This window comes from Bradyrhizobium canariense (genome assembly GCF_018130465.1).
Taxonomy (GTDB): Bacteria; Pseudomonadota; Alphaproteobacteria; order Rhizobiales; family Xanthobacteraceae; genus Bradyrhizobium; species Bradyrhizobium canariense_C.
Map to the genome: position 1 here is coordinate 304525 of NZ_JAFCKJ010000005.1, position 23375 is coordinate 327899.

Genomic DNA, 23375 nt, shown 5'->3' on the forward strand with positions numbered 1-23375 from the left:
CTCACTCCTGCACTGCAGCTTCGTTGTAAAGCACGCCGTCGCGCACCATCGCGTCGACGGTTTCCTTCGACAGACCAAGCGATGCGGCGATGCGGCGATTGTCCTGCCCAAGCAGTGGCGCCGGAGTGCGCACCGTGGTGTCGCAATCGGAGAACCGGAACGGCAGGTTCGGCAGCGTTACCTTGCCGAGCACCGGATGCTCCTGCTCAACCAGCATGCCGCGCGCGTGGATCTGCGGATCCTTCACGACCTCTTCGATGGTCTGCACGGGAGCGGACGGCACACCTGCTTCCTCGAGTGCCGCAAGACACGCATCCCGAGACGGCTGCGATAGCGTCCAGTTGCGCACAATCTCCATGGCTTCAGCATAATGGGCGTTCCGCGCAGCGGGCTTGGCGAAGCGCTCGTCCAATGCCAGCGTGTCTCCTCCTATCAGGCTCGCCAATCGTCGCCACGCATCATCAACTTGCGCAGCAATGACAAGATTGCCGTCCTTGGCCGGAAAGACCCCGTAAACGGTCGAATCCGGCTGTCCGCTGCCGGTCTGCTTCGGCAGGTCGGCGCCGCCGGAGAGGAAGTAACGCTGAACCGCATAGTCGTGCATCGAGACCATGCAGTCGTACAGCGCCAGATCGATATGTTGGCCGCGCCCGGACGGCGCACGGCCAACCAGCGCCGCATTGATAGCCGCGACGCCATGAATGCCAGTGTACATATCGGCCAGCGGCATCCGCAGTAGCGGCGGCGCTTCACCGGGGGAGCCCAGTTGCGCCAGGGCCCCCGACATCGCCTCTGCGATCAACCCGAAGCCCGGACGGTCGGCATAGGGACCGGTATGGCCATAGGCGGAGACCGAGCAATAGATCAGTCTGGGATTCCGCCCCGACAGCGCCTCGTAACCGAGCCCGAGACGCTCGAGTGCGCCGGGTCGGTAATTCTCGATGAAGACATCGGCTGTGTCGACCAGCTTCATCATCATGTCGAGACCACGCTTGTCGCGCAGGTCGATGCAAAGTCCCTGCTTCCCCATATTCTGCTGCAGGAAGTAGCCGGATTGTCCGTCCTTGAAATATCCGTGGGCCCGGCCTGCGTCTCCGCTCTTTGGACGCTCCACCTTGATGACCTCCGCGCCCATCGCGGCCAGACAACGCCCCATGAACGGGCCCGCCAGGAAATGGCTGTAGTCGATGACGCGAATGCCTTTGAGCGGCAGGTTCTGCGTGCTCATGCGTGCTCTCCCGCGGCCGTGGTCTTCGGGCGCATCGGGATCATCAGTCGATGTTCTCCTAGCTGCACCACCTCGCCGCGCTGATTGATCAGCTCCGAGGGCAACACAACGATGCCCCACCCATCCCGCTTTGTGGCCCGCATTGAACCAACGCGAAACTTCACGTGCACGGTGTCGCCGAGCTTGATCGGCAGCTTGAAATCCCACGTCCAGCCCAGCGACATTCCCGGGAGGAACCGGTAATCGGCACGCGTCTTCAAACCGTCGGCCAGCGACAGACCAAACAACCCGTGCGCGACGCGGGTACCGAACGGCGTTGTCTTTGCGTACTCCTCGTCGACATGGACCGGCGTGAAATCGCCGGTCAGTTCGGCATAGGCATTCACCATCGCTTCGGTGACCGTCACTGAGAGGGTGACGCATTCGTCACCGACCTTGGCATCGTCCCAGTAGCGCTCATCAGTCATGTCGCGTCTTCCTTAAGCTCGCGGATTGATCGCCAGCGCGGATTCCACAGCGCCTGCGCTGGCTTGCAAGATTTCGACGTTGAGCCCGCCCGGCAGTTCGAGCCAGTTCGGCCCCGCGGGCAACGCCTTGGCGCCCCAGGCGGCGGCGCGAGCGAGTACGCCTTCGTAATCGTCGACCATGATGCCGAGGTGGGCGAGACGCCCCTCCGGTCCGACGAAATTCGGATCTTCGACGAGTTGCACGCTTCCGAGCACCCACACCTGGCGCGGGCGCGCACCATCGGCGGGTTGCTCGTCGCGAATGGCGAGACCAAGCACCTCACGAAAGAAGTCGACGTGACGATCAACGTCCGGCACACGGATCGCGACGTGTTCGACATAGGCGCGGGGCAACGACATCGTCTCAAGACTTTCCAGGATAATCGCTGCGGGCGTATTCGATGCCCTTGACCAGCGCGACGAGGGTGGAATTGACGGGGGTCGGCACGTTGAGCCTGGCGCCCCAGCGCACGACGGAACCGTGGATATAATCAACCTCGGTCAGATTGCCGGACTGCAAGCTCTGCAGCATCGACGTCTTGAACTCGGGCGGCAGGCCAGCGGATGCCATCGTCCAGGCGCGTCGCGGATCGGTAATCGAGATCTTCACGCCAGCAGCCTGCGCGACCGAGATGCCCTCCGAGATTGCGGCCAGCGCGCAATCTTCCAGAACCGGCAACGAATACAGGCCGCCATAAGTCAGCCCGGTAACGGCGGTAATTCCTCCTCCGGCGACGTTGATGAACAACTTGTCCCACATCGTGCCCAAGATGTTGTCGCTGAGCAGCGTGAGAATGCCGGCGCGATTAAAGGTCTCGGAGATTCGCTGCGCGCGTTCTGTCAAGCGCCCATCAAGCTCGCCGATGATGGTCTCCTTGCCGATGACCCCGGAACGAACATGACCAGGGCCGAGCAGCACACCGCCGACGTAGGTCTTGCCTGCCATGACTCGATCACGACCAACCTCCTCCGACAGGATGTCCTCGTGACCAAGACCGTTCTGGAGCGACATCACGACCGTCCGCGGCCCGATGATCGGCGCCGCGGTACGGATGGCATCCCGCGTGTGGTAGGATTTGACGAGGACAATGACGAGGTCCGCCTCTACCCCAACCTGGGTCGCAGAGGTGCAAGCAGTGATCTTCACGACGTTCTCGACGCCATCTTCGAGCATCCGCAGGCCGGCTGCGTTGATCGCGTCGACATGGGCCTGGAACGGATCGATCAGCCAGACCTCGGCCCCGCCGCGCGCCAGCGTACCGCCGATGGTCGAGCCCAAGGCTCCCGCTCCCATAAAGCAGATCCTCATCCGAACGCTTCTCCCGCGCCATGCTCGGCGTTGGAAGCATGGTAGCTGGCCGGTTGATATTTGGATATGTTATGACCTCTATATCTATTATTGAGAATCGCAATGAAGCAACAGGATCACGTCGAGACCAATCTGCTGGACCCGCGCCTGCTCAGGCTCTTCGACGCATTATTCACCACGGGCAGCGTCACCAAGGCAGCCGAAAAGCTCGGTCAAAGTCAGCCGACCATCTCGATCTGGTTGGCGCGCCTGCGTGCGGAACTGGACGATCCGCTCTTCATCCGCTCAGCGAAGGGGATGCTGCCGACGCCGCGCGCCGAGGCTCTCATCGGCACCGCGAGGCAGGCGTTGGAAATGCTGCGTCGCCTTGCCGAGCTCCGCACCGACTTCGATCCGACAACTGCAAAGCGCCGTTTTGCCATCTGCATGACGGACGGAAGCCACGTCACGCTGCTTCCGTCCATTCTCGCTCACGTCCGCCGCGTTGCGCCAGGCATTCGTATCGAGGCGACACAGATCGGCGCCGATACCCCACGCATGCTGCAATCCGGCGAGGCCGATCTGGCGCTTGGCTACATCTCGGATCTCGATGCTGGACACTTCCAACAGGCACTATTTCCGCAAGATTGGGTCTGCCTGGCGAACGCAAAACATGCTCGAATCCGAGACCGCATCACGGCAAAGGATTTCAGGCGCGAGGCGCACGTCCTCATTCGCTCCGGCACTGGACATCACTTGCTCGCGGGCGCGCTGCAGCAGCAGCAAATGGTCCTTGACGTCGCGCTGGAGCTACCCGGCTTTTTGGGACTACCCGCGATCGTCGGGACGACTGACCTGATCGCCACTTTGCCGAGGCACATTGGTGAAACGCTGGCTCACTATTACGGACTGCGGGTGCTCGATTGTCCGCTGGCAATCGCCGGGTTTACGGTCAAGCAATATTGGCACGCCCGCTTCCATCACGACCCGGCAAGCCAATGGCTTCGTGGCGTCTGCGCGGAGCTTTTTCAACAGCAGGAAGTGCGGGGTCTATATCATTCCGGTCGGCCCAAGAAACGAGCGCCTCGCGATATGCAGTCGTAATGGTCCCCGGTAGCGGGGCAACGACCGCCCCCCGAGGCCGCCGGCTGGGCCGACTGCGGCACGGCTGCAATTCCGCACATGCGCATCTGGACCGGTTGTCCGCTTCGTTCGCCGTAGCACCCTATTCTACGATGAGGGCAAAACAGACCTGCCCAAGCAGCCTCCGCGATATATGTTGGGATGGAAGCCTCGGAGATAAGCCGGCATGGCCACGCCGTTTAGTTCAATTCTGGACCGAGCCTTAGAATCTGTGTTTCCAAACGCGCCCAAAGTGAAACTGCTTATCGAATGAACTCAACAGCTTGAGATCTGGCTGGGGCGGGAGGGATCGAACCTCCGAATGGCGGAATCAAAATCCGCTGCCTTACCGCTTGGCTACGCCCCAACAGGCGACCAACGAAACGGGGCGGAAGAACTGGCTACCGCAGATTCCCGTTGGTCGCAGCCGGTCTATAGGGAGAGAAGCGGCATTTCAACCGCCTGGAAGGGCAAAATACCACAGCCGCCGGCCCGGGAGGTGCCACACCTTATTATAGGCCCTCGTTATCATAGGCCCCGGCAACAGCCCGTTCCGGCCCGGCGCAGCCTGGTATCCCGACAGTTGAGACCTCCCCCGTTTCATGGGAATACGGCGCCAAGAACTGTCCACGGGAGTGAACCATGACCTACCGCGCGCCGATCTCTGACATGCTGCTGTCGCTCAACCACGGCGCCGGCCTGAAGGCTGCCATGGAGGCCGGCCATTACGGCGATTTCGACGGCGATATCGTGAGCGCCGTCCTTGAAGAAGCCGGCAAGTTCGCAACCGACGTGCTGGGCCCGCTCAACAAGGTCGGCGACGAGCACGGCATCAAGCTCAGCGACGGCAAGGTCACGACCGCGCCGGGCTGGCCGGACGCCTACAAGCGCTGGACCGAGGGCGGCTGGAACGCAGTCTCCGGCCCCGAGGAGTTTGGCGGCCAGGGCCTGCCGCTCGCGATCAACGCGGCCTGCACCGAGATCTGGAGCGCCTCGAACGTCGCCTTCGGCCTCTGCCCGCTGCTGACGGCGTCGGCGATGGAGGCGCTGGACGCGCATGGCAGCGACGCGTTGAAGAAAATCTACCTCGAAAAGCTCGTCTCCGGCGAATGGACCGGCACGATGCAGCTGACCGAGCCGCAGGCCGGCTCCGATGTCGGCGCGCTGCGCACCCGCGCCGAGAAGACCGCCGACGGCACCTATCGCATCAAAGGGACGAAGATCTTCATCACCTATGGCGAGCACGACATGACCGACAACATCGTGCATTTCGTGCTGGCGCGCCTGCCGGACGCACCCGCCGGCACCAAGGGGATATCGCTGTTCCTCGTGCCGAAATTCATGGTCAACGAAGACGGCTCGCTGGGGCAGCGCAACGACATTTTTGCCTCTGGCGTCGAGCACAAGCTCGGCATGCATGCCTCCCCCACCTGCACCATGACCATGGGCGATCATGGCGGCGCGATCGGCTTCCTGGTCGGCGAAGAGAACCAGGGCATGCGCTGCATGTTCACGATGATGAACCAGGCCCGCCTCGGCGTCGGCCTCGAGGGCGTCGGTGTTGCCGACCGCGCCTATCAGCAGGCGTTGTCGTACGCACAAGAGCGCAAGCAGGGCCGCGCCCTCGGCAAAAAGGGTGACGGCTCCGATGCGATCTTCGTGCATCCCGACGTCAAGCGCATGCTGATGCGGATGCGGGCGCAGACCGCGGCGGCGCGCACCATCTGCTATGCGACCGCCGTCGCGATCGACGTCTCGACGCGCGCCAGGGATCCGAAGGTCCGCGCCGACGCCGCCGCGCGCGCGGCGCTGCTGACGCCGATGGCCAAGGGCTATTCCACCGATGTCGGCAATGAGGTCGCCTATCTCGGCGTGCAGGTGCATGGCGGCATGGGCTTCATCGAGGAGACCGGCGCGGCGCAGTACTATCGCGATGCGCGCATCACCGCGATCTACGAGGGCACCAACGGCATCCAGGCCATCGACCTCGTCACGCGAAAACTCGCGGCCAACGGCGGCGCGTCGGTGTGGGCACTGCTCGACGAGCTCTCGGCGATCGTGAAGCAGGTCGAAGCCTCAAACGATCCCGCCTTCGGCACCACCGGCGTGAAATTGCGCGAGGCGCTCGATGCGCTGACGCGCACCAGCAAATGGCTGCTGGAGCGGGTTGCGTCTGCGCCGAACGAGGCGCTTGCCGGCGCGACGCCGTATTTGCAGCAGTTCGGCGCCACGCTCGGCGGCTGCATGCTGGCATCCGAAGCGCTCGCCGCGAAATCCGATGGCATCACGGACGCCGCGCGCTACGTCTCGCTGGCGCGCTTCTTCGCCGAGAACATCACCGTGCAGGCCGGCGCGCTCGAGCGCACCGTGACGGAGAGCGCGGAGTCGGTCGCGGCGGCGGATGCGGTGTTGTTGGGGTGAGTGAGGCCTACCCTCCTCCTCACTGTCATTCCCCGCGAAGGCGGGGAATCCAGTACGCAGCGGCTTCTCGATAGACTACAGACGTCTCGGATTACTGGATCGCCCGATCAAGTCGGGCGATGACACCGAGTGTGTGGGACGAACTACGAGGCTGCGAGCTTCGCCCTTCTCCCGGGCCGCCACAGCACGATCGTCGCCGCGAGGAGATCCAGCACCACGCACATCGCGAACGCCGTCGCGTAATCGCCGGTTACGCTGCGCACGAGACCGACGATGCCGGGGCCGAAGGCGCTGACGATGCCGCTGATCGACGTGCCCAGTCCCATCGCGGCGGCGAAGGCGCTCGCGCCGATCTCGCGCTGGATGATCAGGGGCGGGAATGTGATCATGTTGCCGATCGAGAAACCGTAGACGGCGCAGCACACGAGCAGCACGGTCGGGTTCGTGCTTTGCAGAAGCACAAAGAGAGCCGCCGCCTGGCTCGTCATCGATGCCGCGCAGGCGAGCCGCGGATCGAGCCGATCCACGAACAGGCCGAGCGACAGGCGCCCGACCACCGCCATCGCCGCCATGATGGTGACGGCAAGGCCCGCACTGGCGCGGCCGATCAGCGGTTCGAGAAACGTCACCTGGTGGATGATGAATCCCATCTGCGCCAGAAGCGCGATCGCGATCGGCAGCACCATGGTCCAGAACGCCGCGTTGGCGAGCAGCGCCTTGCGGGACTGCGCCGGCGCGGCCGTGCCGCCACTGGACGCAGATCGGCCCGATGCCAGCGACGTCCCGGCGGGCCAGCCGATGAAGATCACGACCACCGGCAGCACCAGCACCACCATCGCGGTCGTAGCCGCCAGCATGGCGGAACGAAAGCCGATGCTGACGGTCAGCGACAGCAGCAGCGGCACGAGGACGATCCCGCCGCAGGTCGCGCCGTTGTAAGCGAGGCTGAGCGCGAGCCCGCGACGCCGCTCGAACCATGCGTTCAGCACGGTCGCGATCACCACCGTGCCCATGCCGGTCCAGCCGACCGACATCAGCGCATAGGCGAGATAGAGCTGCCAGGGGGTCTGCAGCAGCGCCAGCAGCACCGTCGAAGCGCCGAGCGCCAACAGGCCGCACAGGATCAGCGACCGCAGCCCGATGCGGGCGAGCAGGTCGTCGGTGAAGATGACGAGGACGGAGGTCAGGAGAAAGGAGAAGGTGCTGGCCGCGGAGACCAGCGTGCCCGACCAACCATGGGCGCGCTGGAGCTCGGCGAGATAGACGCCCTGGCCGTACAGGCCGAAGCCGAACATGAAGAAGGCCATCAGGAAGCAGGCCAGCACGACGCGCCAGCCGCGGTAGTGCAGCGAGGATTCGTCAACACAAGTGGCGGCAATCATCAATCGAGCAATCGGCCAAATGAACGAGACGGGGCCATCGTGCCGCACAACCACTGGTTTTTCAAATGAAACATTGTAGCTGATTGTTGCAACGCGCAATAGCGGATAATGTGCAACACGGCGCGTGTGATCCAGTGTGACGCGGCGCCACGCAGGGAACGCGGACCAAGGGCGGCGCCGGGCGTCCGGTACACGGGGATCGTCGAAAAGGTGGCGCGACCGGATTGGCACGCCTGCGAGATGATGTAGGCTGAGGGTGGCAGACTCGCTAACATCCAAGACTCGCCAGCGTCCGAGACTCGTCAGCGTCGCGACGACCACAGGGGCTCCTCATGCCGAATGGCAATATCGTCGTCACCGAAGAGCGCGGAACGCGCGTGATCACCCTGCGCCGCCCGAGCAAGAAGAACGCTATCACGCACGATATGTATCGGGAGATGAGCCGCGCGATCGACACCGCGCAGAACAATCCCGACATCCGCTGCATGATCGTCACCGGGGGCTCCGGCGTGTTCACTGCCGGCGACGACATCGACGATTTCATGCACGCCGACACGTCGCGCCCCGAGACGCTGTCGGACGGCGCCAAGTTTCTCTATTCGCTCGCCCTCAACACCAAGCCGGTGATCGCAGCCGTGGACGGCGCGTCGATCGGCATGGGCACCGTGATGCTGTTCCATTGCGACTATGTGCTGGCCTCGAACGCGGCGACCTTCTCCGCGCCCTACATCCATCTCGGGCTCGTGCCGGTCGGCGCGTCCAGCCTCTTGATGCCGAACACGATGGGCTACCAGCGCGCCTTCGCGATGCTGGTGATGGGACGGACTTTTACAGCCGCGGAAGCGCATGCCGCCGGCTTCGTCAACACCGTGGTCTCGCCGGGTCATACCGAGGTCGAGGCGCGCAAGGTGGCGCGCGATATCTGCCGGCTCCCCGCCGAAGCGGTCGCGACCTCGCGCAAACTGCTGCGCGTCGCATCCGAGGAGCTCACCCGCCGCATCGACCAGGAGGCCCACCTGTTCGGCGAACGGCTGAAGTCGGAAGAAGCCACCGCCGCGTTCAACGCGTTTGCGAACAGGAAGAAAAAGTAGGGTACCGTCCGGCGCCGCGTCCACCCGCCGTCATTCCGGTTTTGCGACTTGGTCGCGCCCCGGAATAACGGAGAGAACTTTCGTGAAATCTTCGTGCGGAGCGACTAGTCTGGTTCCATGCGACATGTTCTCCGCCTGACCGTCTTCTCGCTCGCGCTCGCCATCCTGCCCGCGTCCGCCCAAACCGCAGCACCGGTCGAGCTGCGCATCCTCGCGATCAACGATTTCCACGGCAATCTGCGCCCGCCGCCGGGCGGCATCCGGATCAGCGATCCCGAGGACAGGTCCAGGAAGGTGATGGTGGCGGCCGGCGGTGCCGAATACATGGCGACGCTGGTGAAGCAGCTGCGCGAGGGCCACAAGAACACGATCTTCGTCGCCGCCGGCGACCTGATCGGCGCGAGCCCGTTCCTGTCGGCGATGTTCCACGACGAGCCTTCGATCGAGTCGCTCTCGATGATGGGGCTCGCGATCACCTCGGTCGGCAATCACGAATTCGACGAGGGCAAGACCGAGCTCTTGCGGATGCAGAACGGCGGTTGTCATCCGGTCGACGGCTGTCAGGGGCCGCATCCCTTCCTCGGCGCCAAATTCCACTATCTCGCGGCGTCCACCATCGAGACGGCGACGGGCAGGAGCGTGCTCCCGCCCTACGAGATCAGGGAGTTCGAGGGCATCCCCATCGCCTTCATCGGGCTGACCTTGAAGGAGACCGCGGGCATCGTCTCGCCATCAGGCATCACTGGCCTCGAGTTCCGCGACGAAGCCGAGACGGTGAACGCTCTGGTGCCGCAGCTGAAGGCGCGTGGGGTCGAGGCGATCGTGGTGCTGATCCACCAGGGCGGCGAGCCGGCCGGCGACTACAATGAATGCCCCGCCATTACGGGGCCGATCGTCGACATCGTGAAAAAATTCGATCGCGCCGTCGACGTCGTCGTCAGCGGCCACACTCATCGTGCCTATGTTTGCGAAGTCGACGGCCGGCTCGTCACCAGCGGCGACAAATACGGCACGCTGGTCACCGCGATCGACCTCAAGCTCGATCCGGCAACGCGCGACATCGTCGGCGCCAGGGCCGAGAACGTCATCGTCGCCAATGCCTCACTGGCAAAGGATCCCGAGCAGACCGCACTGATCGACGCCTACGACAAGCTTTCGGCGCCGATCGCCAATCGGCCGGCTGGATCGGTGACGCAGACGCTGTCACGCGTGCCGAACGAGGCCGGCGAAAGCGCGCTCGGCGACGTCATCGCGGACGCGCAGCTCGCCGCGACCAGGGACGCCAAGGACGGCAGCGCTGTCATCGCACTCACCAATCCCGGCGGCATCCGCACCGACATCGTTCCAAAGGAGAACGGCGCGATATCCTTCGGCGACGTTTTCGCCAGCCAGCCGTTCCGCAACCGCCTCGTCACCATGACGCTCACGGGCAGCCAGCTCAAGGACATGCTGGAGCAGCAATGGCTCGATCCGAAGCGGCCGCGGATTCTCCAGGTCTCGAACGGGTTCAGTTATGCCTGGGATGCGGCGAAGCCATTCGGCGAGCGCGTGATCAACGAGAAGATGACGCTCAATGGCAGGCTGATCGACGCCGGAAGCGGCTACCGCGTCACCCTCAACGATTACCTCGCAGTCGGTGGCGACGGCTTTACGGTCGCCAAACAGGGCACCGGGCCGCAATATGGCGGCTACGACGCTGACGCGCTGTTCGCGTTTTTCAGGGCGCACGGACCGATCGGGCCGCTGCCGCTGAGCCGCATCCTGCGCGTGAATTGATCCGGATCAAACGGACCGGTCCGGGACCACCCTTTGCCATTCCCGGGGGAACGCATAGATTGGGTTTTGCATTTGCGTTTTGGCGCCGGATGCGCCAAGCGACGCCGAGAGCCCGCATTCCATGAGGCCGACCTGATGAGTACGCTTCTCCTCTCCCACAAGGCCTGCCTCGACCACGTCACGCCGCCGGGACACCCTGAAAGGCCGGACCGCCTGCGCGCGGTGGAGGAAGCGCTGTCGCATGAGCGCTTCCAGTTCCTGGTACGCGACCAGGCGCCGGAGGGCGATCTCGACCTCGTCACGCTCTGCCACAACGAGCACTACGTCACGGAGCTGCGCCACATCGCGCCGACCAGCGGACTGGTCTATATCGATGGCGACACCTCGATGTCGCCGGGCACGTGGGAAGCGGTGATGCGCGGCGTCGGCGGCGCGGTCGCGGCGACCGAAGCGGTGATGGCGGGCGAGCATCGCAACGCCTTCGTCGCGGTGCGCCCGCCCGGCCACCACGCCGAGATCGGCAAGCCGATGGGTTTCTGCTTCTTCGACAACGTCGCAATCGCCGCGCGCCACGCGCAGCGCAAATACGGCATCACGCGCGCGGCCATCGTCGATTTCGACGTGCATCACGGTAACGGCACGCAGGACATCTTCTGGTCGGACCCGACCGTGATGTACTGCTCGACGCACCAGATGCCGCTGTTTCCGGGCACCGGTGCCAAGAATGAGCGCGGCGACCACGACACCATCGTCAACGCGCCGCTCGCCTCCGAGGACGGCGGGCCGGAATTCCGCATCGCGTTCGAGAATTTGATCCTGCCGCAGCTCGAGAAATTCAGCCCGGAGCTGCTCGTCATCTCTGCCGGCTTCGACGCGCATTATCGCGATCCGCTGGCATCGCTGAATTTGCGCGCGGAGGATTACGCCTGGGTGACGCGCAAGCTGATGGACCTCGCCGACAAGACCGCCGGGGGACGCGTTGTTTCTGTGCTCGAAGGCGGCTACGACCTGCAAGGACTGAAAGAATCTGTTACGGCGCATGTCGGCGCCCTGATGGGCGCCTGACGCACCCGCCACATTACGCCCTCAAAACTTTGCTCTCTCTGACGTGAAGCGAATCGGGCAATCGGAAACTTAAATGGCCGAAAATACCCAAGTCGACGTCTCCAGGCTGACCTTCGAACGCGCCATCGAGGAGCTCGAAACGATCGTGAAACGGCTCGAGGACGGCAAGGTGCCGCTCGAGGAATCCGTGACGATCTACGAGCGCGGCGAGGCCCTGAAGCGCCGCTGCGAGGAGTTGCTGCGCCAGGCCGAGGCGCGCGTCGACAAGATCACCACCGATGCCAGCGGCCAGGCCACCGGCACCGCGCCGCTCGACGTCCAGTAAGGACCGCTTTCAAAGCCGCCCATCTCAAGCATCGGCCTCCCGCAATTTTTCATGATCGCACGCCGCCGCCGGAGCCGCTGCTGCTGCCTTTGGCCGGGTAACCGGCGGTCCAAAGATCACGGAACTCCCTCACGAGGGCCCTCGCCCTCCTGAATCCGTCCAAAATGGCCTCCCTCCCGCCAAAAAACTGCCGAGGAACCGGGCAAGCCTGGAACCCTTCCGCTGGCGCCAGGATTAACCACCCTGGCCCGCGGGTTGCAGGTGCATGCCCGTAATCGGCCCAGCGGGTTGGCTTTGGCCCAAGCTTTGGTGTAAAGCTGCGCGGAGTGTGGCTTTTTGTAAGCCTTGCGTGGGCACAGATTACCGACGACAAGCGCTTCAAACTGCTGATGAATTGGCTGGGATGGACGAAGCCGATCTAAGTGACAGGGATCACAGAGACTGAACCGGAGAGCACTTAAGCTCACCTAAGCTTGAAGACGGGGCTTTGCCCCATGCAGGTGGCTCCGACGGTTTTAGGACTCGCGCTGCGCCGATATTGTGCAAACCCATCGCGCGCCGGAACGATCTTCCGGCGCTGACAAATTGGAAATCGCCGTGAACGCATACAGTAAAACGCCGCTTCTCGACACCATCCGGACGCCGGACGATTTGCGCAAGCTCAAGATCGAGCAGGTGCGCCAGGTCGCCGACGAGCTGCGTCAGGAAACCATCGATGCCGTCTCGGTGACCGGCGGTCACTTCGGCGCAGGCCTCGGCGTGGTCGAGCTCACCACTGCGATCCATTATGTCTTCGACACCCCGCGCGACCGGTTGATCTGGGACGTCGGCCACCAGGCCTATCCGCACAAGATCCTCACCGGCCGACGCGATCGCATCCGTACGCTGCGCACCGGCGGCGGCCTGTCCGGCTTCACCAAGCGCAGCGAGAGCGATTACGATCCGTTCGGCGCCGCGCATTCCTCGACCTCGATCTCCGCCGGTCTCGGCATGGCGGTCGCGCGCGACCTCTCCGGCGGCAAGAACAACGTTATCGCCGTGATCGGTGACGGCGCGATGTCGGCGGGCATGGCCTATGAGGCCATGAACAATGCGGGTGCAATGAACTCGCGCCTGATCGTCATCCTCAACGACAACGACATGTCGATCGCGCCGCCGGTCGGCGCGATGAGCGCCTATCTGTCGCGGCTCTACTCGGGCAAGACCTATCGCACGCTGCGCGATGCGGCCAAGCAGATCAACAAGCGCCTGCCCAAGATCATCGCCAGCCGCGCCAACCGCGTCGAGGAATATTCCCGCGGCTTCATGATGGACGGCGGCACGCTGTTCGAGGAGCTCGGCTTCTATTACGTCGGCCCGATCGACGGCCATAACCTCGACCATCTCCTGCCCGTGCTGAAGAACGTGCGCGACATGGAGACCGGCCCGATCCTGGTTCACGTCGTGACGCAGAAGGGCAAGGGCTACGGCCCGGCGGAAGCTTCCGCCGACAAGTACCACGCCGTCGTCAAGTTCGACGTCGCGACCGGCACCCAGGCCAAGGCCAAGCCGAACGCGCCGGCCTATCAGAACGTGTTCGGCCAGAGCCTCGTCAAGGAAGCGGAGAAGGACGACAAGATCGTCGCCATCACCGCGGCGATGCCGTCCGGCACCGGCGTCGACATCTTCAACAAGGCCTTCCCGGACCGCACCTTCGACGTCGGCATTGCCGAGCAGCACGCAGTGACGTTCGCCGCCGGTCTCGCCACCGAAGGCTACAAGCCGTTCTGCGCGATCTACTCGACCTTCCTGCAGCGCGGCTACGATCAGATCGTGCATGACGTCGCGATCCAGAGCCTGCCCGTGCGCTTCGCCATCGACCGCGCCGGCCTCGTCGGCGCCGACGGCGCCACCCATGCCGGCTCGTTCGACAACGCCTATCTCGGCTGCCTGCCGAACATGGTGATCATGGCCGCGGCCGACGAAGCCGAGCTGGTGCACATGGTTGCAACCCAGGTCGCGGTCAACGACCGCCCGAGCGCGTTGCGCTATCCGCGCGGCGAAGGCCGCGGCATCGAGATGCCCGAAATCGGCGTTCCGCTGGAGATCGGCAAGGGCCGCGTGATCCGCCAGGGCAGCAAGATCGCCCTGCTCTCCTTCGGCACGCGCCTCGCCGAATGCGAGAAGGCCGCCGACGAGCTCGCAGCCCATGGCCTTTCGACCACGATCGCGGATGCGCGCTTCATGAAGCCGCTGGACACCGAACTGGTGCTCAAGCTCGCGCGCGACCACGAGATCCTGATCACGATCGAGGAAGGCTCGGTCGGCGGTTTCGGCTCGCATGTCGCGCAATACCTGACCGACCAGGGCGCGCTCGACAGCGGCCTGGTGCGGTTCCGCTCCATGGTGCTGCCCGACGTGTTCCAGGACCACGACACGCCGGCGGCGATGTACGGTCGTGCCGGTCTCGACGCCAAGGGCATCGTCGCCAAGGTGTTCGAGGCGCTCGGCAAGGACGTCAAGGCCGAGACGGTCAAGCTCGCCTAACAGCGAGCTTCGACCTTCTGCGAAGCAGCTCTCATGAAAATCTATCTGGCAGGCCCCGACGTGTTCCTGCCAGATGCGGTCGAGATCGGCCGACAGAAGGCCGCGATCTGTGCCGCGAACGGCCTGACCGGCCTCTACCCCCTCGACAATGAAATCGACTTCGCCGCTCCCGACGCCTCGCGGCAGATCTTTTGCGGCAACGAGGCGATGATGGACGCGGCCGATGCCATCATCGCCAACCTCACCCCGTTCCGCGGCGCCGGCGCCGATCCCGGCACCGTCTACGAGCTCGGCTACATGGCCGGCCGCCGCAAGTTTTGCCTCGCCTATTCCAACGACGGCGCCGCCTATGCCGACCGTGTCGGCCGCTTCATGGACGTGACGTCCGAGGACGGACGGCTGGTCGACGCGCAGGGGCTCACGGTCGAGGATTTTGGCCTCGTCGACAATCTCATGATGATCCATGCGCTTGAGCTGCATGGTTGCCCGCTGGTGACGCCGGCGCAGATGCCAATCGACGTCTGGCACGATCTGGCCGCGTTCGAGGCTTGCGTCCGGATGGCGGCCGCGCGATTGATCGCTACATAAGCGCCTCAGGCGTCTTCGGAGAGATTATGTCCCCTGCCCGCAAGCGCGCGGATGTTCTGCTGGTCGAGCGCGGCCTGTTCGAGAGCCGGGCGCGGGCGCGCGCGGCGATCGAGGCCGGGCTCGTCACCGCTGACGACAAGCAGGTCGCAAAACCGTCGGAGACCATCGCCGAGGACGCCGTGATCCAGGCCGAGCCCGCGCACCCCTACGTCTCCCGCGGCGGCGTCAAGCTCGCCGGCGCGCTGGAGCGCTACAGCATCGAGATCGAGGACCATGTCTGCCTCGACGTCGGCGCTTCCACCGGCGGGTTCACCGAGGTGCTGCTGGCGAACGGCGCGAGTCTCGTCTTTGCCGTCGATGTCGGCACCAGCCAGTTGCATCCCTCGTTGCGCGGTCACTCCAAAATCGTGTCGATGGAAGAGACCGACATCCGCGCCTATGACGGCAAGCGCCTGCCAGCGCGGCCCGATGTCGTCGTGATCGACGTCAGCTTCATCTCGCTCAAGACGGTGCTGCCCGTGGCGCTGTCGCTCGCGGCCGCGCCGATGAGCCTGCTGGCGCTGATCAAGCCGCAATTCGAAGCGGACCGGAAGCACAACAAGAAGGGCATCATCCGCGACGCCGCCGTGCACCGCGAGATCTGCGACGACATCGCCGCCTTTGCGGCCTCGCTCGGCTGCACCGATATCGAGGTGTTCCCGTCGGCGATCACCGGCGGGGACGGCAATATCGAATTCTTCCTGGGCGCGCGCCGTGGTTGAGCGCGTGAGGATCGATCACGTCGGCCATCGCGGGGACGGCGTCTCGCTCGACGCCGGCGAGGCAATCTATGTGCCCTACACGCTCGGCGGCGAGACCGTCGAGGTCGATCATGTCGTCGGCAACCACCCTGACCGCCGCAAGCTGCTGGCGGTGGATGTCGCCAGCCCGGAGCGCATCACACCGTTCTGCCCGCATTTCGGCGTCTGCGGCGGCTGCGCGATCCAGCACTGGGCGGCTGAACCGTATCACGCCTGGAAGCGCGGCATCGTGGTCGAGACCCTGGCCCAGGCCGGCATCGACTGCGAGGTGGCGTCGCTGGTTGACGCCCACGGCGCGGGGCGCAGGCGCATCACGCTGCACGGCCGGTTCGGCACGCATGACATCCTCAAGGTCGGCTTCTCGGCTGCCAGCTCGCACGACGTCATCCCGATCGATCGCTGCCCGATCCTCGATCCCGGGCTCGCGGGTGCGCTCGATGCGGGTTGGGCGCTCGCCGAGCTGCTGACATCTAAAATGCCGGTGACGAAACCGCTGGACATCCAGGTCACCGCGACCGCCAACGGTCTCGACGTCGATGTGCGCGGCTCCGGCCCGCTACCAACGCCGCTCGTGACGGCGCTCTCGCGCGTCGCCGAGCAGCACTGCCTGGCGCGGCTGACACGGCACGGCGAACTGGTGCTGCAACGCCTGCCGCCGACCCTGCAGATGGGCCGCGCCGAGGTGACGCTGCCGCCGGGCTCATTCCTGCAGGCGACCGTCGCGGGCGAGCAGACGCTTGCGTCTCTCGTCGCGGAGCGCATCGGCAAGGCCAAGAACGTTCTCGATCTCTTCTGCGGCGTCGGGCCGTTTGCGTTGCGGCTCGCCGAGAAGGCGCGCGTCACCGCCCATGACAACGACGCCGGCGCCATTGCAGCGCTCGCAATGGCCGCGCGCACGCCGGGGCTCAAGCCGATCAAGGCCGAGCCGCGCGATCTGTTCCGCCGCCCCCTGGTGCCGCCGGAGCTGCGCGATTTCGACGCAATCGTGTTCGACCCGCCGCGCCAAGGCGCGCAGGCGCAGGCCTTGAAGCTCGCCGCGAGCAAGGTGCCTGTGGTGGTCGCGGTCTCCTGCAACGTCGCGACATTTGCCCGCGACGCGCGGCTGCTGATCGACGGCGGCTACAAGATCGACAGCGTCGTGCCCGTGGACCAGTTCCGGCATACGCCGCATGTCGAGCTGGTGGCGCGGTTTGTGAGGTAACCGCGTCCTCCCGACCTTGATGCCGGTCAACCGACCGGCTCTGCCGTTGCGCTAAGCTCGCGTGGAGTGGCCGCGGAGCGGATGATGGCGATCGACCGGCGACAATTCATGACCAATACGTTCGGCCTTTCCGCGGCGGCGCTCACTGCCAGTCCCGCGGAGGCCTCGGCCAGGAGCTATGAGGAAGCGGTGCAGGCGGCTCGGGCACCGCTGCGATCGACCCCGAGAGATCGCGAGCTCGTGCGTTTTGCGACACTCGCGGCCAACAGCCACAACACCCAGCCCTGGATTTTTTCTGCCCATGGCAATGAAATCGTGATTAGGCCCGACGTCGCGCGCCGCTGTCCCGCAGTCGACCCGGACGATCACCACCTTTTCGTCAGCCTCGGCTGCGCCGCCCAAAATCTCGCACTTGCGGCGGCAACGCTGGGCTGGCGCGCAAACCAGACGATCGACGGCGACCGGATAGTGATCGCACTCGACCAGGCTCCGCCCGCCCCATCGGCGCTGGCGGACGCAATTCCAGTCAGGCAATGCACCCGTGCGGCATTCGACGGCAGGCCGGTCGCGCCCGAGATGTTGCGCCAGCTCGAGGACGCCTGTCGCGAGCCGAACGTGTCGGCAATCCTGCTGACCGAACGCGCAGCCATCGCTGAGGTCACCGACTATGTGCTCGAAGGCAATTCCGCACAAATGCGCGACAAGGCTTTCATGAGCGAACTCGTGAGCTGGATGCGCTTCAACGAGGCGGATGCGGTCGCGTCCATGGACGGGCTGTTCTCGCGCGCGTCAGGCAGCCCGTCACTGCCGGCATGGGTCGCGCGGCCGCTGCTTAAGCTCGTCTTCACGGAGCAGGCGGAGAACAGAAAGTACCGCGACGAGCTCGACAGCTCCGCGGGGGTCCTCGTGCTTGCCGCCGACCGGAGCGACGCATCGCAGTGGATCGCGGTCGGACGCGCTTGCCAGCGGTTCGGCTTGCAGGCGACCGCGCTCGGGCTGAAATATTCCTTCGTCAACCAGCCGGTCGAGGTGCCGACACTGAGGTCGCAATTCGCAGCCTCACTCGGACTCGGCGAGCGGCGTCCCGATATTGTGATCCGTTTCGGAGCCGGGCCGGATTTGCCGAAATCGCTGAGGCGCAGCCCGGAGCTGGTGATGCGCGGATGATGCAGTTCCAGTTTAGCGCCGAAGGCTGCCCAGGGCCGGTGACTCGCCGGGCAATATCGACGAGTTGATGTCGCTGTCCATGCGCCCCGATTGCTGCTGGATGAAACCGGCGCCGAACGACAGGCTGAGGTTGGAGGTCGGCTTGAACTCGACACCCGCGAATGCGCCATAGCCGGGCGAGGCGCTGGAGGTGAGCGGCGCAAGCGAGCTGCCAATGCCGCCGCCGTATTTCAGCGTGTCGAAACCGGCAAAGAACGTGACGGGCATGCCGCCCGCGGTCTTGGTGTTGTACCCGAACTGCGTGCCATCGTAAGAGAGCGCGCTGAAGCTACCGACTGGTCCGCTCTGGCTGAAACCGTTCAAACCGAGACTGCCGCGTTCGCTTCCGACAAAGAAACCGGGACGAAAACTGTAGCTTCCGTCAACGTCGCCGGCCTTGAAGCTTGGAAAGTTGCCGTAGGCATCGGCGCTCTCGCCGGCACTGCCACCCCAACCGAAAGGACCGCCCGGTATCCAATACCTCAGGGGCGCCACTTGCGCATGGGCCGATGCTCCACCGAAGCAAAGCACGGCGAAGAGAATTGCGAGGACGCGTGAATCTGCGAGGCTGGACATTCAGGTGACCGTCAAGGAAGTACGGAAATTATACGCGACGGATGTGGCGAATGCCAGTGGAGCCCCGGCATCGTTTCCTTCAACTCCCGCATGCGTTGCCGAGGTCTTGCACGGTTCCCACCGGACCGTAAGCTGTCGTCCGAAACAAGGCGGCGCGAGTCCGCCGGAATGGGAGAAAGACGATGCGATATCCGGGCGTGGCGCTGGCCGTGCTGTTCACTGTCGCGATTTCGGGAGCGGGCCGCGCGGCCGAGCCGACCCGCTTCGTGCCGCTGAAGGCGGACGAACTCACACCGCCGCAGAAGGAATGGGCGGATGCGATCGCTGTGCCCCCGCGCAATGCCAAATTCACCAACCCGCCCTACCGCGCCTATATCCGTAACCCGGAGCTCGCGCCGAAGCTCTCGGCGATGTCGGATTACCTGCGCTGGAATTCGTCGCTGCCGGCGCGCCTCAGCGAGTTCGCCATCCTGATCACCGCGCGGCAATGGACCGCGCAGTACGAATGGTTCGCGCATTATCCGCTCGCGATGAAGGCCGGCCTCGACCCAGAGGTCGCTAGCGACATCGCGAACGGCGTACGGCCGAAGGCGATGAAGGACGACGAAGCTGCCCTCTATGATCTCGCGATGGCGCTCTACCGCGACAAGAAGGTCTCCGACGAAATCTACCGCGTGGCGCAACAGAAATTCGGCGAGCGCGGCATCATGGATATCATCGGCCTGATCGGCTATTACGACCTGGTCTCGATGACGCTGATCACCATGCAGGCGGACGCGCCGAACGACAGCGTACCGCCGCTGCCACCGCTCGCCGCGAAATAGCCGGAGCGTTCGATTTCACTACTACGGCGGCGCTGACATCATGCCGCGGCAAATGACGGCGAGGCGTTACGCGGTCTTGTCCACCGAGGACGACGTATCGGCCGGCGGATATTTCGTCACGGGCACCATGAACGACTTGTTGCCGACCTGGTAGATGATCTTGCCGTTCTGCCCGTCATCGGTCGCGATCTGCGCCTGCCCGAACATGATGACGTTCTTGTAGACGGTGCCGGTGCCCTGACGGGTGACGCCGTCAGTGGTGACGCTGACCTGCGCTTCGTTGCCGTTGACAGCGAGCACCCTGAAGCTCGCGCTCTTGCCATTGTCACTGGAATAGCCGCCCCAGCTTCCCATCAGACGGCTGTCCGAGGCCGGCGGCGCCTGCTTCTCGAGCGTCGCGGTCTGCTTGCCCGCGCCTGCAGATGACAACAGCACCAGGCTCTTGCCGTCCTTGGTGCCGACCGTGACCGTGCCGAAGGTGAGAAGCGAACCGGCGACCTCGCCAAAGCCGCGCTCCGTGCGCCCGTTATGGGTGTACTCGACCTGCGCCCGGGCACCGCGGATGTTCACGACCTTGAAGCTGACAGGCTGGTTGTTGCCAGCCCAATTGCCCTTCCACTCACCGAGCAGGGAGCTCTGGTGATAGACCCGCTCGAGAGCGGGAGAAATCTGGCTGGTGCTCGAGGTGACGATGGCCATTGGATTGCTCGGCGGATTGGTCTGACAGGCCCGCTTCGTTCGTGCCCCGACAGCAACGTCAGAACCTTATCCGGAAACAACTGGAAACAGCCGATTAGGGCCACGCAACGGTTAACGCATGGTTAAATTTCCATCGCAGGCAAATAGGGCAAAAGGTCTCGTCCGGGGGCAGCGCTCAGCGACCCCAGCGGTCCGACCAGATCTTTTCGCCGATCATGCAGTTCACACGCGGCTCCTTGTCCTTGTCCGCAACGTGCATCACGCGGCGCTCCGGCATGCGGCCCGCAACCTCCATCAAGAGCTTGGTGCGGATGGCTTCCTTGAACTTGTCGCGGTCCTTGATCGTGATGACGAAGGAACCGGGGCCGCCGATGACGCAATCCTCATAGTAGAAGTCGAGATTGTCGATATCCATGGTCGAATAGGACGGCTCCTTGACCATGATCGGCAGGCCGTTGATGACGATGCCCTTCTCGATCGCTGCGTCGCGCGCAATCGTGACCGGGGTGCCATTGTTGTTGGGACCGTCGCCGGAAATGTCGATGACGCGGCGCAGCCCTCGATAGGGATCTTCGTCGAACAGCGGCATCGCGAAAGTGATCGCGCCGGAGATCGAGGTGCGCGAGGCGCGCCGGATCGGCGTCTTCATGATTTCGGCGGCGACGGCATCGGCGGTCTCCGGTCCGTCGATCAGCCGCCAGGGAATGATGATCTTCTGGTCGGTCGAGGCGGCCCACTCGAAATAGGTCACGGCGATCCGGCCGTTCGGACCCAGCTTCAGCGCCTGCAGGAATTCCTTCGACTGGATCGCCTGCGCGTAGCCCTCACGCTGGATCGCCAGTTCGTCCATGTCCATCGAGTAGGACACGTCGACAGCGAGGATCAGCTCGACATCGACCGTCTGCGCGTCCCTGTCGGCTGCTTGCCGCTGCGGTTGAATTTTAGGTGACTCAAATTTAGGCCCTGGTGCCGCGATGCCCGCGACGTCCCCTCCGGCAAACATGCCGGTCACCAGCAAAGCCCCGATCGAGAACAGCAAGCGCATCGCAGCCTCCCGTCGTATGACGCGATGGTGACATGCAATCGCCTTGCCGCAAAGTCCGAAGATCGCTTGCGCTTCACATTCCGGTTAGGGATTTGCCAGTTAGGGATTTGCGAGTCGGGAGTTGCGAAGCTTTCCGCAAAGCTGCCGCCATGTTGCCGCGCTCGCGCCGCTGGACTGCGCGATCGCTGGCAGCGGCATGCCGTAGCGCGCGGTTCGTGCCCGGAATGACGGGCCACTGGACAGAGCACCTCGCCCACTTGTCCGGCGCGATTTCCATGCTAGGCTGGCGACACAGATGGGGATGGAGTCCCCCGACAACCGCCCGGCGGCCTGTGACCGTAGTGGGCTGATGACTCCTGCTTGAGGAGGGGCAATTTTTGGGCCTCTGCCTTCGGCGGGAGCATGGACAAACCCGCCGCTGGCGGGTTTTTTGTTGCCTGGACGCGAAGGCCAAGGACAGGTCAAGCAGAGGCCAAGGGGAAGTCCTGGACGTGACGCTGACGACACCGAATGCTGCGCGTGCGGGGCTGCCCAGGGGGATCTGGGTGCTCGGCTTCGTCTCGATGCTGATGGACGTCTCTTCCGAGATGATCCACGCGCTGCTGCCGGTCTATCTCGTCACCGTGCTCGGCGCCTCCACGCTCACCGTCGGCTTCATCGAGGGCATCGCCGAAGCGACCGCCTCGATCACGAAAATCTTCTCCGGCGCGTTGTCCGACTGGCTCGGCCGGCGCAAATTGCTCGCCGCGCTCGGCTACGGGCTGGCCGCACTGACAAAACCGCTGTTCCCGCTTGCCCCCAGCGTCGGATGGCTGGTCGCCGCGCGCTTCATCGACCGCGTCGGCAAGGGCATTCGCGGCGCGCCGCGCGATGCGCTGATCGCCGATATTGCACCCATCGGCCTGCGCGGCGCGAGCTTCGGCTTGCGTCAGTCGCTCGACACCATCGGTGCATTCGTCGGGCCGCTCATGGCGATCGGCCTGATGTGGTGGACGGCGGATAATTTTACGGCGGTGTTCTGGGTGGCCGTGCTGCCGGCGTTCCTGTCATTCGGACTGATCGCGTTCGCGGTAAGCGAGCCGGAGCCGGACCCAGGCCGGGAGCCGTCAAAGAATCCGCTGAACACCGCCGCGATGCGGCAGCTTGGATCCGTGTACTGGCGTGTCGTCGCGGTTGGCATCGTCTTCACGCTGGCGCGCTTCAGCGAAGCCTTTCTGATCCTGCGTGCGCAGAACATCGGGCTCAATGCGATGTGGGTGCCGGCCGTGCTGGTGCTGATGAACATCGTCTATGCGCTGTCGGCCTATCCGGCCGGCGTGCTCTCGGACCGGATCAACCGCACCGGCCTGCTCGCGCTCGGCCTCGTCTTCCTCGCCGGCGCCGATCTCGCGCTCGCGCTGCTGCCAAGCCTCGGGGGCCTCGCCCTCGGCGTCGTGCTGTGGGGACTGCATATGGGATTGACGCAAGGCCTGCTCTCGGCCCTTGTCGCCGACGCCGCGCCACCGAGCTTGCGCGGCACCGCGTTCGGCTATTTCAACCTGTTCACCGGCCTTGCCTTGCTGGCCGCAAGCGTGATCGCCGGCGCGCTGTGGGATACCTATGGTCCGGCCGGCACGTTCCTGGCCGGGCTCGGCTTCGCGCTGGTCGCGCTCATGGGGCTATTGGCCGTCGGCAACGGGCTGGCAATGGAGGAGAAACGATGACGG

Annotated in this window: 21 protein-coding genes, 1 tRNA gene and 1 riboswitch; of the genes, 13 read left to right on the forward strand and 9 right to left on the reverse strand. The window is 64.5% G+C overall.

Annotated features, from left to right (window positions below):
• Position 1: 1 nt before the first annotated feature.
• Genes JQ591_RS17010 through JQ591_RS17025 form a run of 4 tightly spaced genes read right to left on the reverse strand, consistent with a single transcriptional unit; the run spans position 2 to position 3043 of the window.
• Positions 2 to 1228: a CaiB/BaiF CoA transferase family protein gene (locus tag JQ591_RS17010; protein WP_211397160.1), complete on the reverse strand. Its 1227-nt coding sequence runs from the start codon at positions 1226 to 1228 to the stop codon at positions 2 to 4.
• Positions 1225 to 1695, reverse strand: a complete 471-nt coding sequence (locus JQ591_RS17015; RefSeq protein ID WP_211397161.1) for a MaoC family dehydratase — start codon at positions 1693 to 1695, stop codon at positions 1225 to 1227. Before JQ591_RS17015 ends, JQ591_RS17010 begins: the two co-directional genes overlap by 4 nt.
• Before the next feature lie 12 nt (positions 1696 to 1707).
• A complete protein-coding gene (locus JQ591_RS17020; protein ID WP_211397162.1) occupies positions 1708 to 2094 on the reverse strand; it encodes a VOC family protein in 387 nt (128 codons plus the stop codon).
• A gap of 4 nt (positions 2095 to 2098) precedes the next feature.
• Positions 2099 to 3043 (reverse strand): ketopantoate reductase family protein, encoded by a 945-nt coding sequence (locus tag JQ591_RS17025; protein ID WP_211397163.1) that lies wholly within the window; start codon positions 3041 to 3043, stop codon positions 2099 to 2101.
• 102 nt (positions 3044 to 3145) lie between these two features.
• On the opposite strand from JQ591_RS17025, the gene JQ591_RS17030 reads away from it, so the two are divergent.
• Positions 3146 to 4126, forward strand: a complete 981-nt coding sequence (locus tag JQ591_RS17030; RefSeq protein ID WP_211397164.1) for a LysR family transcriptional regulator — start codon at positions 3146 to 3148, stop codon at positions 4124 to 4126.
• Positions 4127 to 4436: 310 nt separating this feature from the next.
• Here the strand turns inward: JQ591_RS17030 and JQ591_RS17035 are convergent.
• Positions 4437 to 4511: transfer RNA gene (locus JQ591_RS17035), tRNA-Gln, on the reverse strand.
• Positions 4512 to 4786: 275 nt separating this feature from the next.
• Here JQ591_RS17035 and JQ591_RS17040 point away from each other — a divergent pair.
• A complete protein-coding gene (locus JQ591_RS17040; RefSeq protein ID WP_211397165.1) occupies positions 4787 to 6565 on the forward strand; it encodes an acyl-CoA dehydrogenase in 1779 nt (592 codons plus the stop codon).
• A 143-nt stretch (positions 6566 to 6708) separates the two neighbouring features.
• Here the strand turns inward: JQ591_RS17040 and JQ591_RS17045 are convergent, their stop codons facing one another.
• On the reverse strand, positions 6709 to 7947 hold the full coding sequence (locus JQ591_RS17045) for an MFS transporter (protein WP_211397166.1): 1239 nt from the start codon (positions 7945 to 7947) through the stop codon (positions 6709 to 6711).
• Between the two features lie 332 nt (positions 7948 to 8279).
• Between JQ591_RS17045 and JQ591_RS17050 the strand changes: the two genes are divergently transcribed.
• The 9 genes from JQ591_RS17050 (at position 8280) to JQ591_RS17090 (ending at position 18486) form a co-directional block, all read left to right on the forward strand.
• Positions 8280 to 9038: an enoyl-CoA hydratase-related protein gene (locus JQ591_RS17050; protein WP_211397167.1), complete on the forward strand. Its 759-nt coding sequence runs from the start codon at positions 8280 to 8282 to the stop codon at positions 9036 to 9038.
• Positions 9039 to 9155: 117 nt separating this feature from the next.
• A complete protein-coding gene (locus JQ591_RS17055; RefSeq protein ID WP_211397168.1) occupies positions 9156 to 10814 on the forward strand; it encodes a bifunctional metallophosphatase/5'-nucleotidase in 1659 nt (552 codons plus the stop codon).
• A 135-nt stretch (positions 10815 to 10949) separates the two neighbouring features.
• Positions 10950 to 11879: a histone deacetylase family protein gene (locus tag JQ591_RS17060; protein WP_211397169.1), complete on the forward strand. Its 930-nt coding sequence runs from the start codon at positions 10950 to 10952 to the stop codon at positions 11877 to 11879.
• A 73-nt stretch (positions 11880 to 11952) separates the two neighbouring features.
• Positions 11953 to 12204 carry an exodeoxyribonuclease VII small subunit gene (locus tag JQ591_RS17065; RefSeq protein WP_008132970.1) on the forward strand — a complete coding sequence of 84 codons (252 nt, stop codon included), beginning with the start codon at positions 11953 to 11955 and terminating at the stop codon, positions 12202 to 12204.
• 597 nt (positions 12205 to 12801) lie between these two features.
• Entirely contained in the window at positions 12802 to 14730 is a 1929-nt protein-coding gene (gene dxs, locus JQ591_RS17070; protein WP_211397170.1) for a 1-deoxy-D-xylulose-5-phosphate synthase, read from the forward strand.
• A 33-nt stretch (positions 14731 to 14763) separates the two neighbouring features.
• Complete coding sequence (locus JQ591_RS17075; protein ID WP_211397171.1) at positions 14764 to 15318, forward strand: nucleoside 2-deoxyribosyltransferase; 555 nt, start codon at positions 14764 to 14766, stop codon at positions 15316 to 15318.
• A 26-nt stretch (positions 15319 to 15344) separates the two neighbouring features.
• Positions 15345 to 16079, forward strand: coding sequence for a TlyA family RNA methyltransferase (locus JQ591_RS17080; protein WP_211397172.1), 735 nt, complete (start codon positions 15345 to 15347; stop codon positions 16077 to 16079).
• A complete protein-coding gene (locus JQ591_RS17085) occupies positions 16072 to 17319 on the forward strand; it encodes a class I SAM-dependent RNA methyltransferase (RefSeq protein ID WP_211397173.1) in 1248 nt (415 codons plus the stop codon). Before JQ591_RS17080 ends, JQ591_RS17085 begins: the two co-directional genes overlap by 8 nt.
• Before the next feature lie 108 nt (positions 17320 to 17427).
• Positions 17428 to 18486 carry an Acg family FMN-binding oxidoreductase gene (locus JQ591_RS17090; protein ID WP_249137101.1) on the forward strand — a complete coding sequence of 353 codons (1059 nt, stop codon included), beginning with the start codon at positions 17428 to 17430 and terminating at the stop codon, positions 18484 to 18486.
• A gap of 12 nt (positions 18487 to 18498) precedes the next feature.
• On the opposite strand, the gene JQ591_RS17095 is transcribed toward JQ591_RS17090, so the two are convergent.
• Positions 18499 to 19101 (reverse strand): hypothetical protein, encoded by a 603-nt coding sequence (locus JQ591_RS17095; RefSeq protein WP_211397174.1) that lies wholly within the window; start codon positions 19099 to 19101, stop codon positions 18499 to 18501.
• A 182-nt stretch (positions 19102 to 19283) separates the two neighbouring features.
• On the opposite strand from JQ591_RS17095, the gene JQ591_RS17100 reads away from it, so the two are divergent.
• Entirely contained in the window at positions 19284 to 19925 is a 642-nt protein-coding gene (locus JQ591_RS17100; RefSeq protein WP_211397175.1) for a carboxymuconolactone decarboxylase family protein, read from the forward strand.
• Positions 19926 to 19991: 66 nt separating this feature from the next.
• Here the strand turns inward: JQ591_RS17100 and JQ591_RS17105 are convergent, their stop codons facing one another.
• Together JQ591_RS17105 and JQ591_RS17110 are read right to left on the reverse strand one after the other, a co-directional pair.
• Positions 19992 to 20624, reverse strand: a complete 633-nt coding sequence (locus JQ591_RS17105; RefSeq protein ID WP_211397176.1) for a hypothetical protein — start codon at positions 20622 to 20624, stop codon at positions 19992 to 19994.
• A gap of 175 nt (positions 20625 to 20799) precedes the next feature.
• Positions 20800 to 21669 carry a DUF1194 domain-containing protein gene (locus JQ591_RS17110; protein WP_211397177.1) on the reverse strand — a complete coding sequence of 290 codons (870 nt, stop codon included), beginning with the start codon at positions 21667 to 21669 and terminating at the stop codon, positions 20800 to 20802.
• Between the two features lie 288 nt (positions 21670 to 21957).
• Positions 21958 to 22035: riboswitch (Fluoride riboswitch) on the forward strand.
• A gap of 125 nt (positions 22036 to 22160) precedes the next feature.
• Here JQ591_RS17110 and JQ591_RS17115 point away from each other — a divergent pair.
• On the forward strand, positions 22161 to 23372 hold the full coding sequence (locus JQ591_RS17115; RefSeq protein WP_211397178.1) for an MFS transporter: 1212 nt from the start codon (positions 22161 to 22163) through the stop codon (positions 23370 to 23372).
• The last annotated feature ends 3 nt before the right edge of the window (positions 23373 to 23375 follow it).

Bases quoted from the DNA above. Each gene is read 5' to 3' on its own strand.
- JQ591_RS17020 (WP_211397162.1), bottom strand. From the start codon at position 2,094: ATGTCGTTGCCCCGCGCCTATGTCGAACACGTCGCGATCCGTGTGCCG.
- JQ591_RS17110 (WP_211397177.1), bottom strand. From the start codon at position 21,669: ATGCGCTTGCTGTTCTCGATCGGGGCTTTGCTGGTGACCGGCATGTTT.
- JQ591_RS17080 (WP_211397172.1), top strand. From the start codon at position 15,345: ATGTCCCCTGCCCGCAAGCGCGCGGATGTTCTGCTGGTCGAGCGCGGC.
- JQ591_RS17040 (WP_211397165.1), top strand. From the start codon at position 4,787: ATGACCTACCGCGCGCCGATCTCTGACATGCTGCTGTCGCTCAACCAC.
- JQ591_RS17025 (WP_211397163.1), bottom strand. From the start codon at position 3,043: ATGAGGATCTGCTTTATGGGAGCGGGAGCCTTGGGCTCGACCATCGGC.
- JQ591_RS17015 (WP_211397161.1), bottom strand. From the start codon at position 1,695: ATGACTGATGAGCGCTACTGGGACGATGCCAAGGTCGGTGACGAATGC.
- JQ591_RS17030 (WP_211397164.1), top strand. From the start codon at position 3,146: ATGAAGCAACAGGATCACGTCGAGACCAATCTGCTGGACCCGCGCCTG.
- JQ591_RS17090 (WP_249137101.1), top strand. From the start codon at position 17,428: ATGACCAATACGTTCGGCCTTTCCGCGGCGGCGCTCACTGCCAGTCCC.
- JQ591_RS17065 (WP_008132970.1), top strand. From the start codon at position 11,953: ATGGCCGAAAATACCCAAGTCGACGTCTCCAGGCTGACCTTCGAACGC.
- JQ591_RS17045 (WP_211397166.1), bottom strand. From the start codon at position 7,947: ATGATTGCCGCCACTTGTGTTGACGAATCCTCGCTGCACTACCGCGGC.
- JQ591_RS17095 (WP_211397174.1), bottom strand. From the start codon at position 19,101: ATGTCCAGCCTCGCAGATTCACGCGTCCTCGCAATTCTCTTCGCCGTG.
- JQ591_RS17105 (WP_211397176.1), bottom strand. From the start codon at position 20,624: ATGGCCATCGTCACCTCGAGCACCAGCCAGATTTCTCCCGCTCTCGAG.
- JQ591_RS17100 (WP_211397175.1), top strand. From the start codon at position 19,284: ATGCGATATCCGGGCGTGGCGCTGGCCGTGCTGTTCACTGTCGCGATT.
- JQ591_RS17060 (WP_211397169.1), top strand. From the start codon at position 10,950: ATGAGTACGCTTCTCCTCTCCCACAAGGCCTGCCTCGACCACGTCACG.
- JQ591_RS17050 (WP_211397167.1), top strand. From the start codon at position 8,280: ATGCCGAATGGCAATATCGTCGTCACCGAAGAGCGCGGAACGCGCGTG.
- JQ591_RS17055 (WP_211397168.1), top strand. From the start codon at position 9,156: ATGCGACATGTTCTCCGCCTGACCGTCTTCTCGCTCGCGCTCGCCATC.
- JQ591_RS17075 (WP_211397171.1), top strand. From the start codon at position 14,764: ATGAAAATCTATCTGGCAGGCCCCGACGTGTTCCTGCCAGATGCGGTC.
- JQ591_RS17010 (WP_211397160.1), bottom strand. From the start codon at position 1,228: ATGAGCACGCAGAACCTGCCGCTCAAAGGCATTCGCGTCATCGACTAC.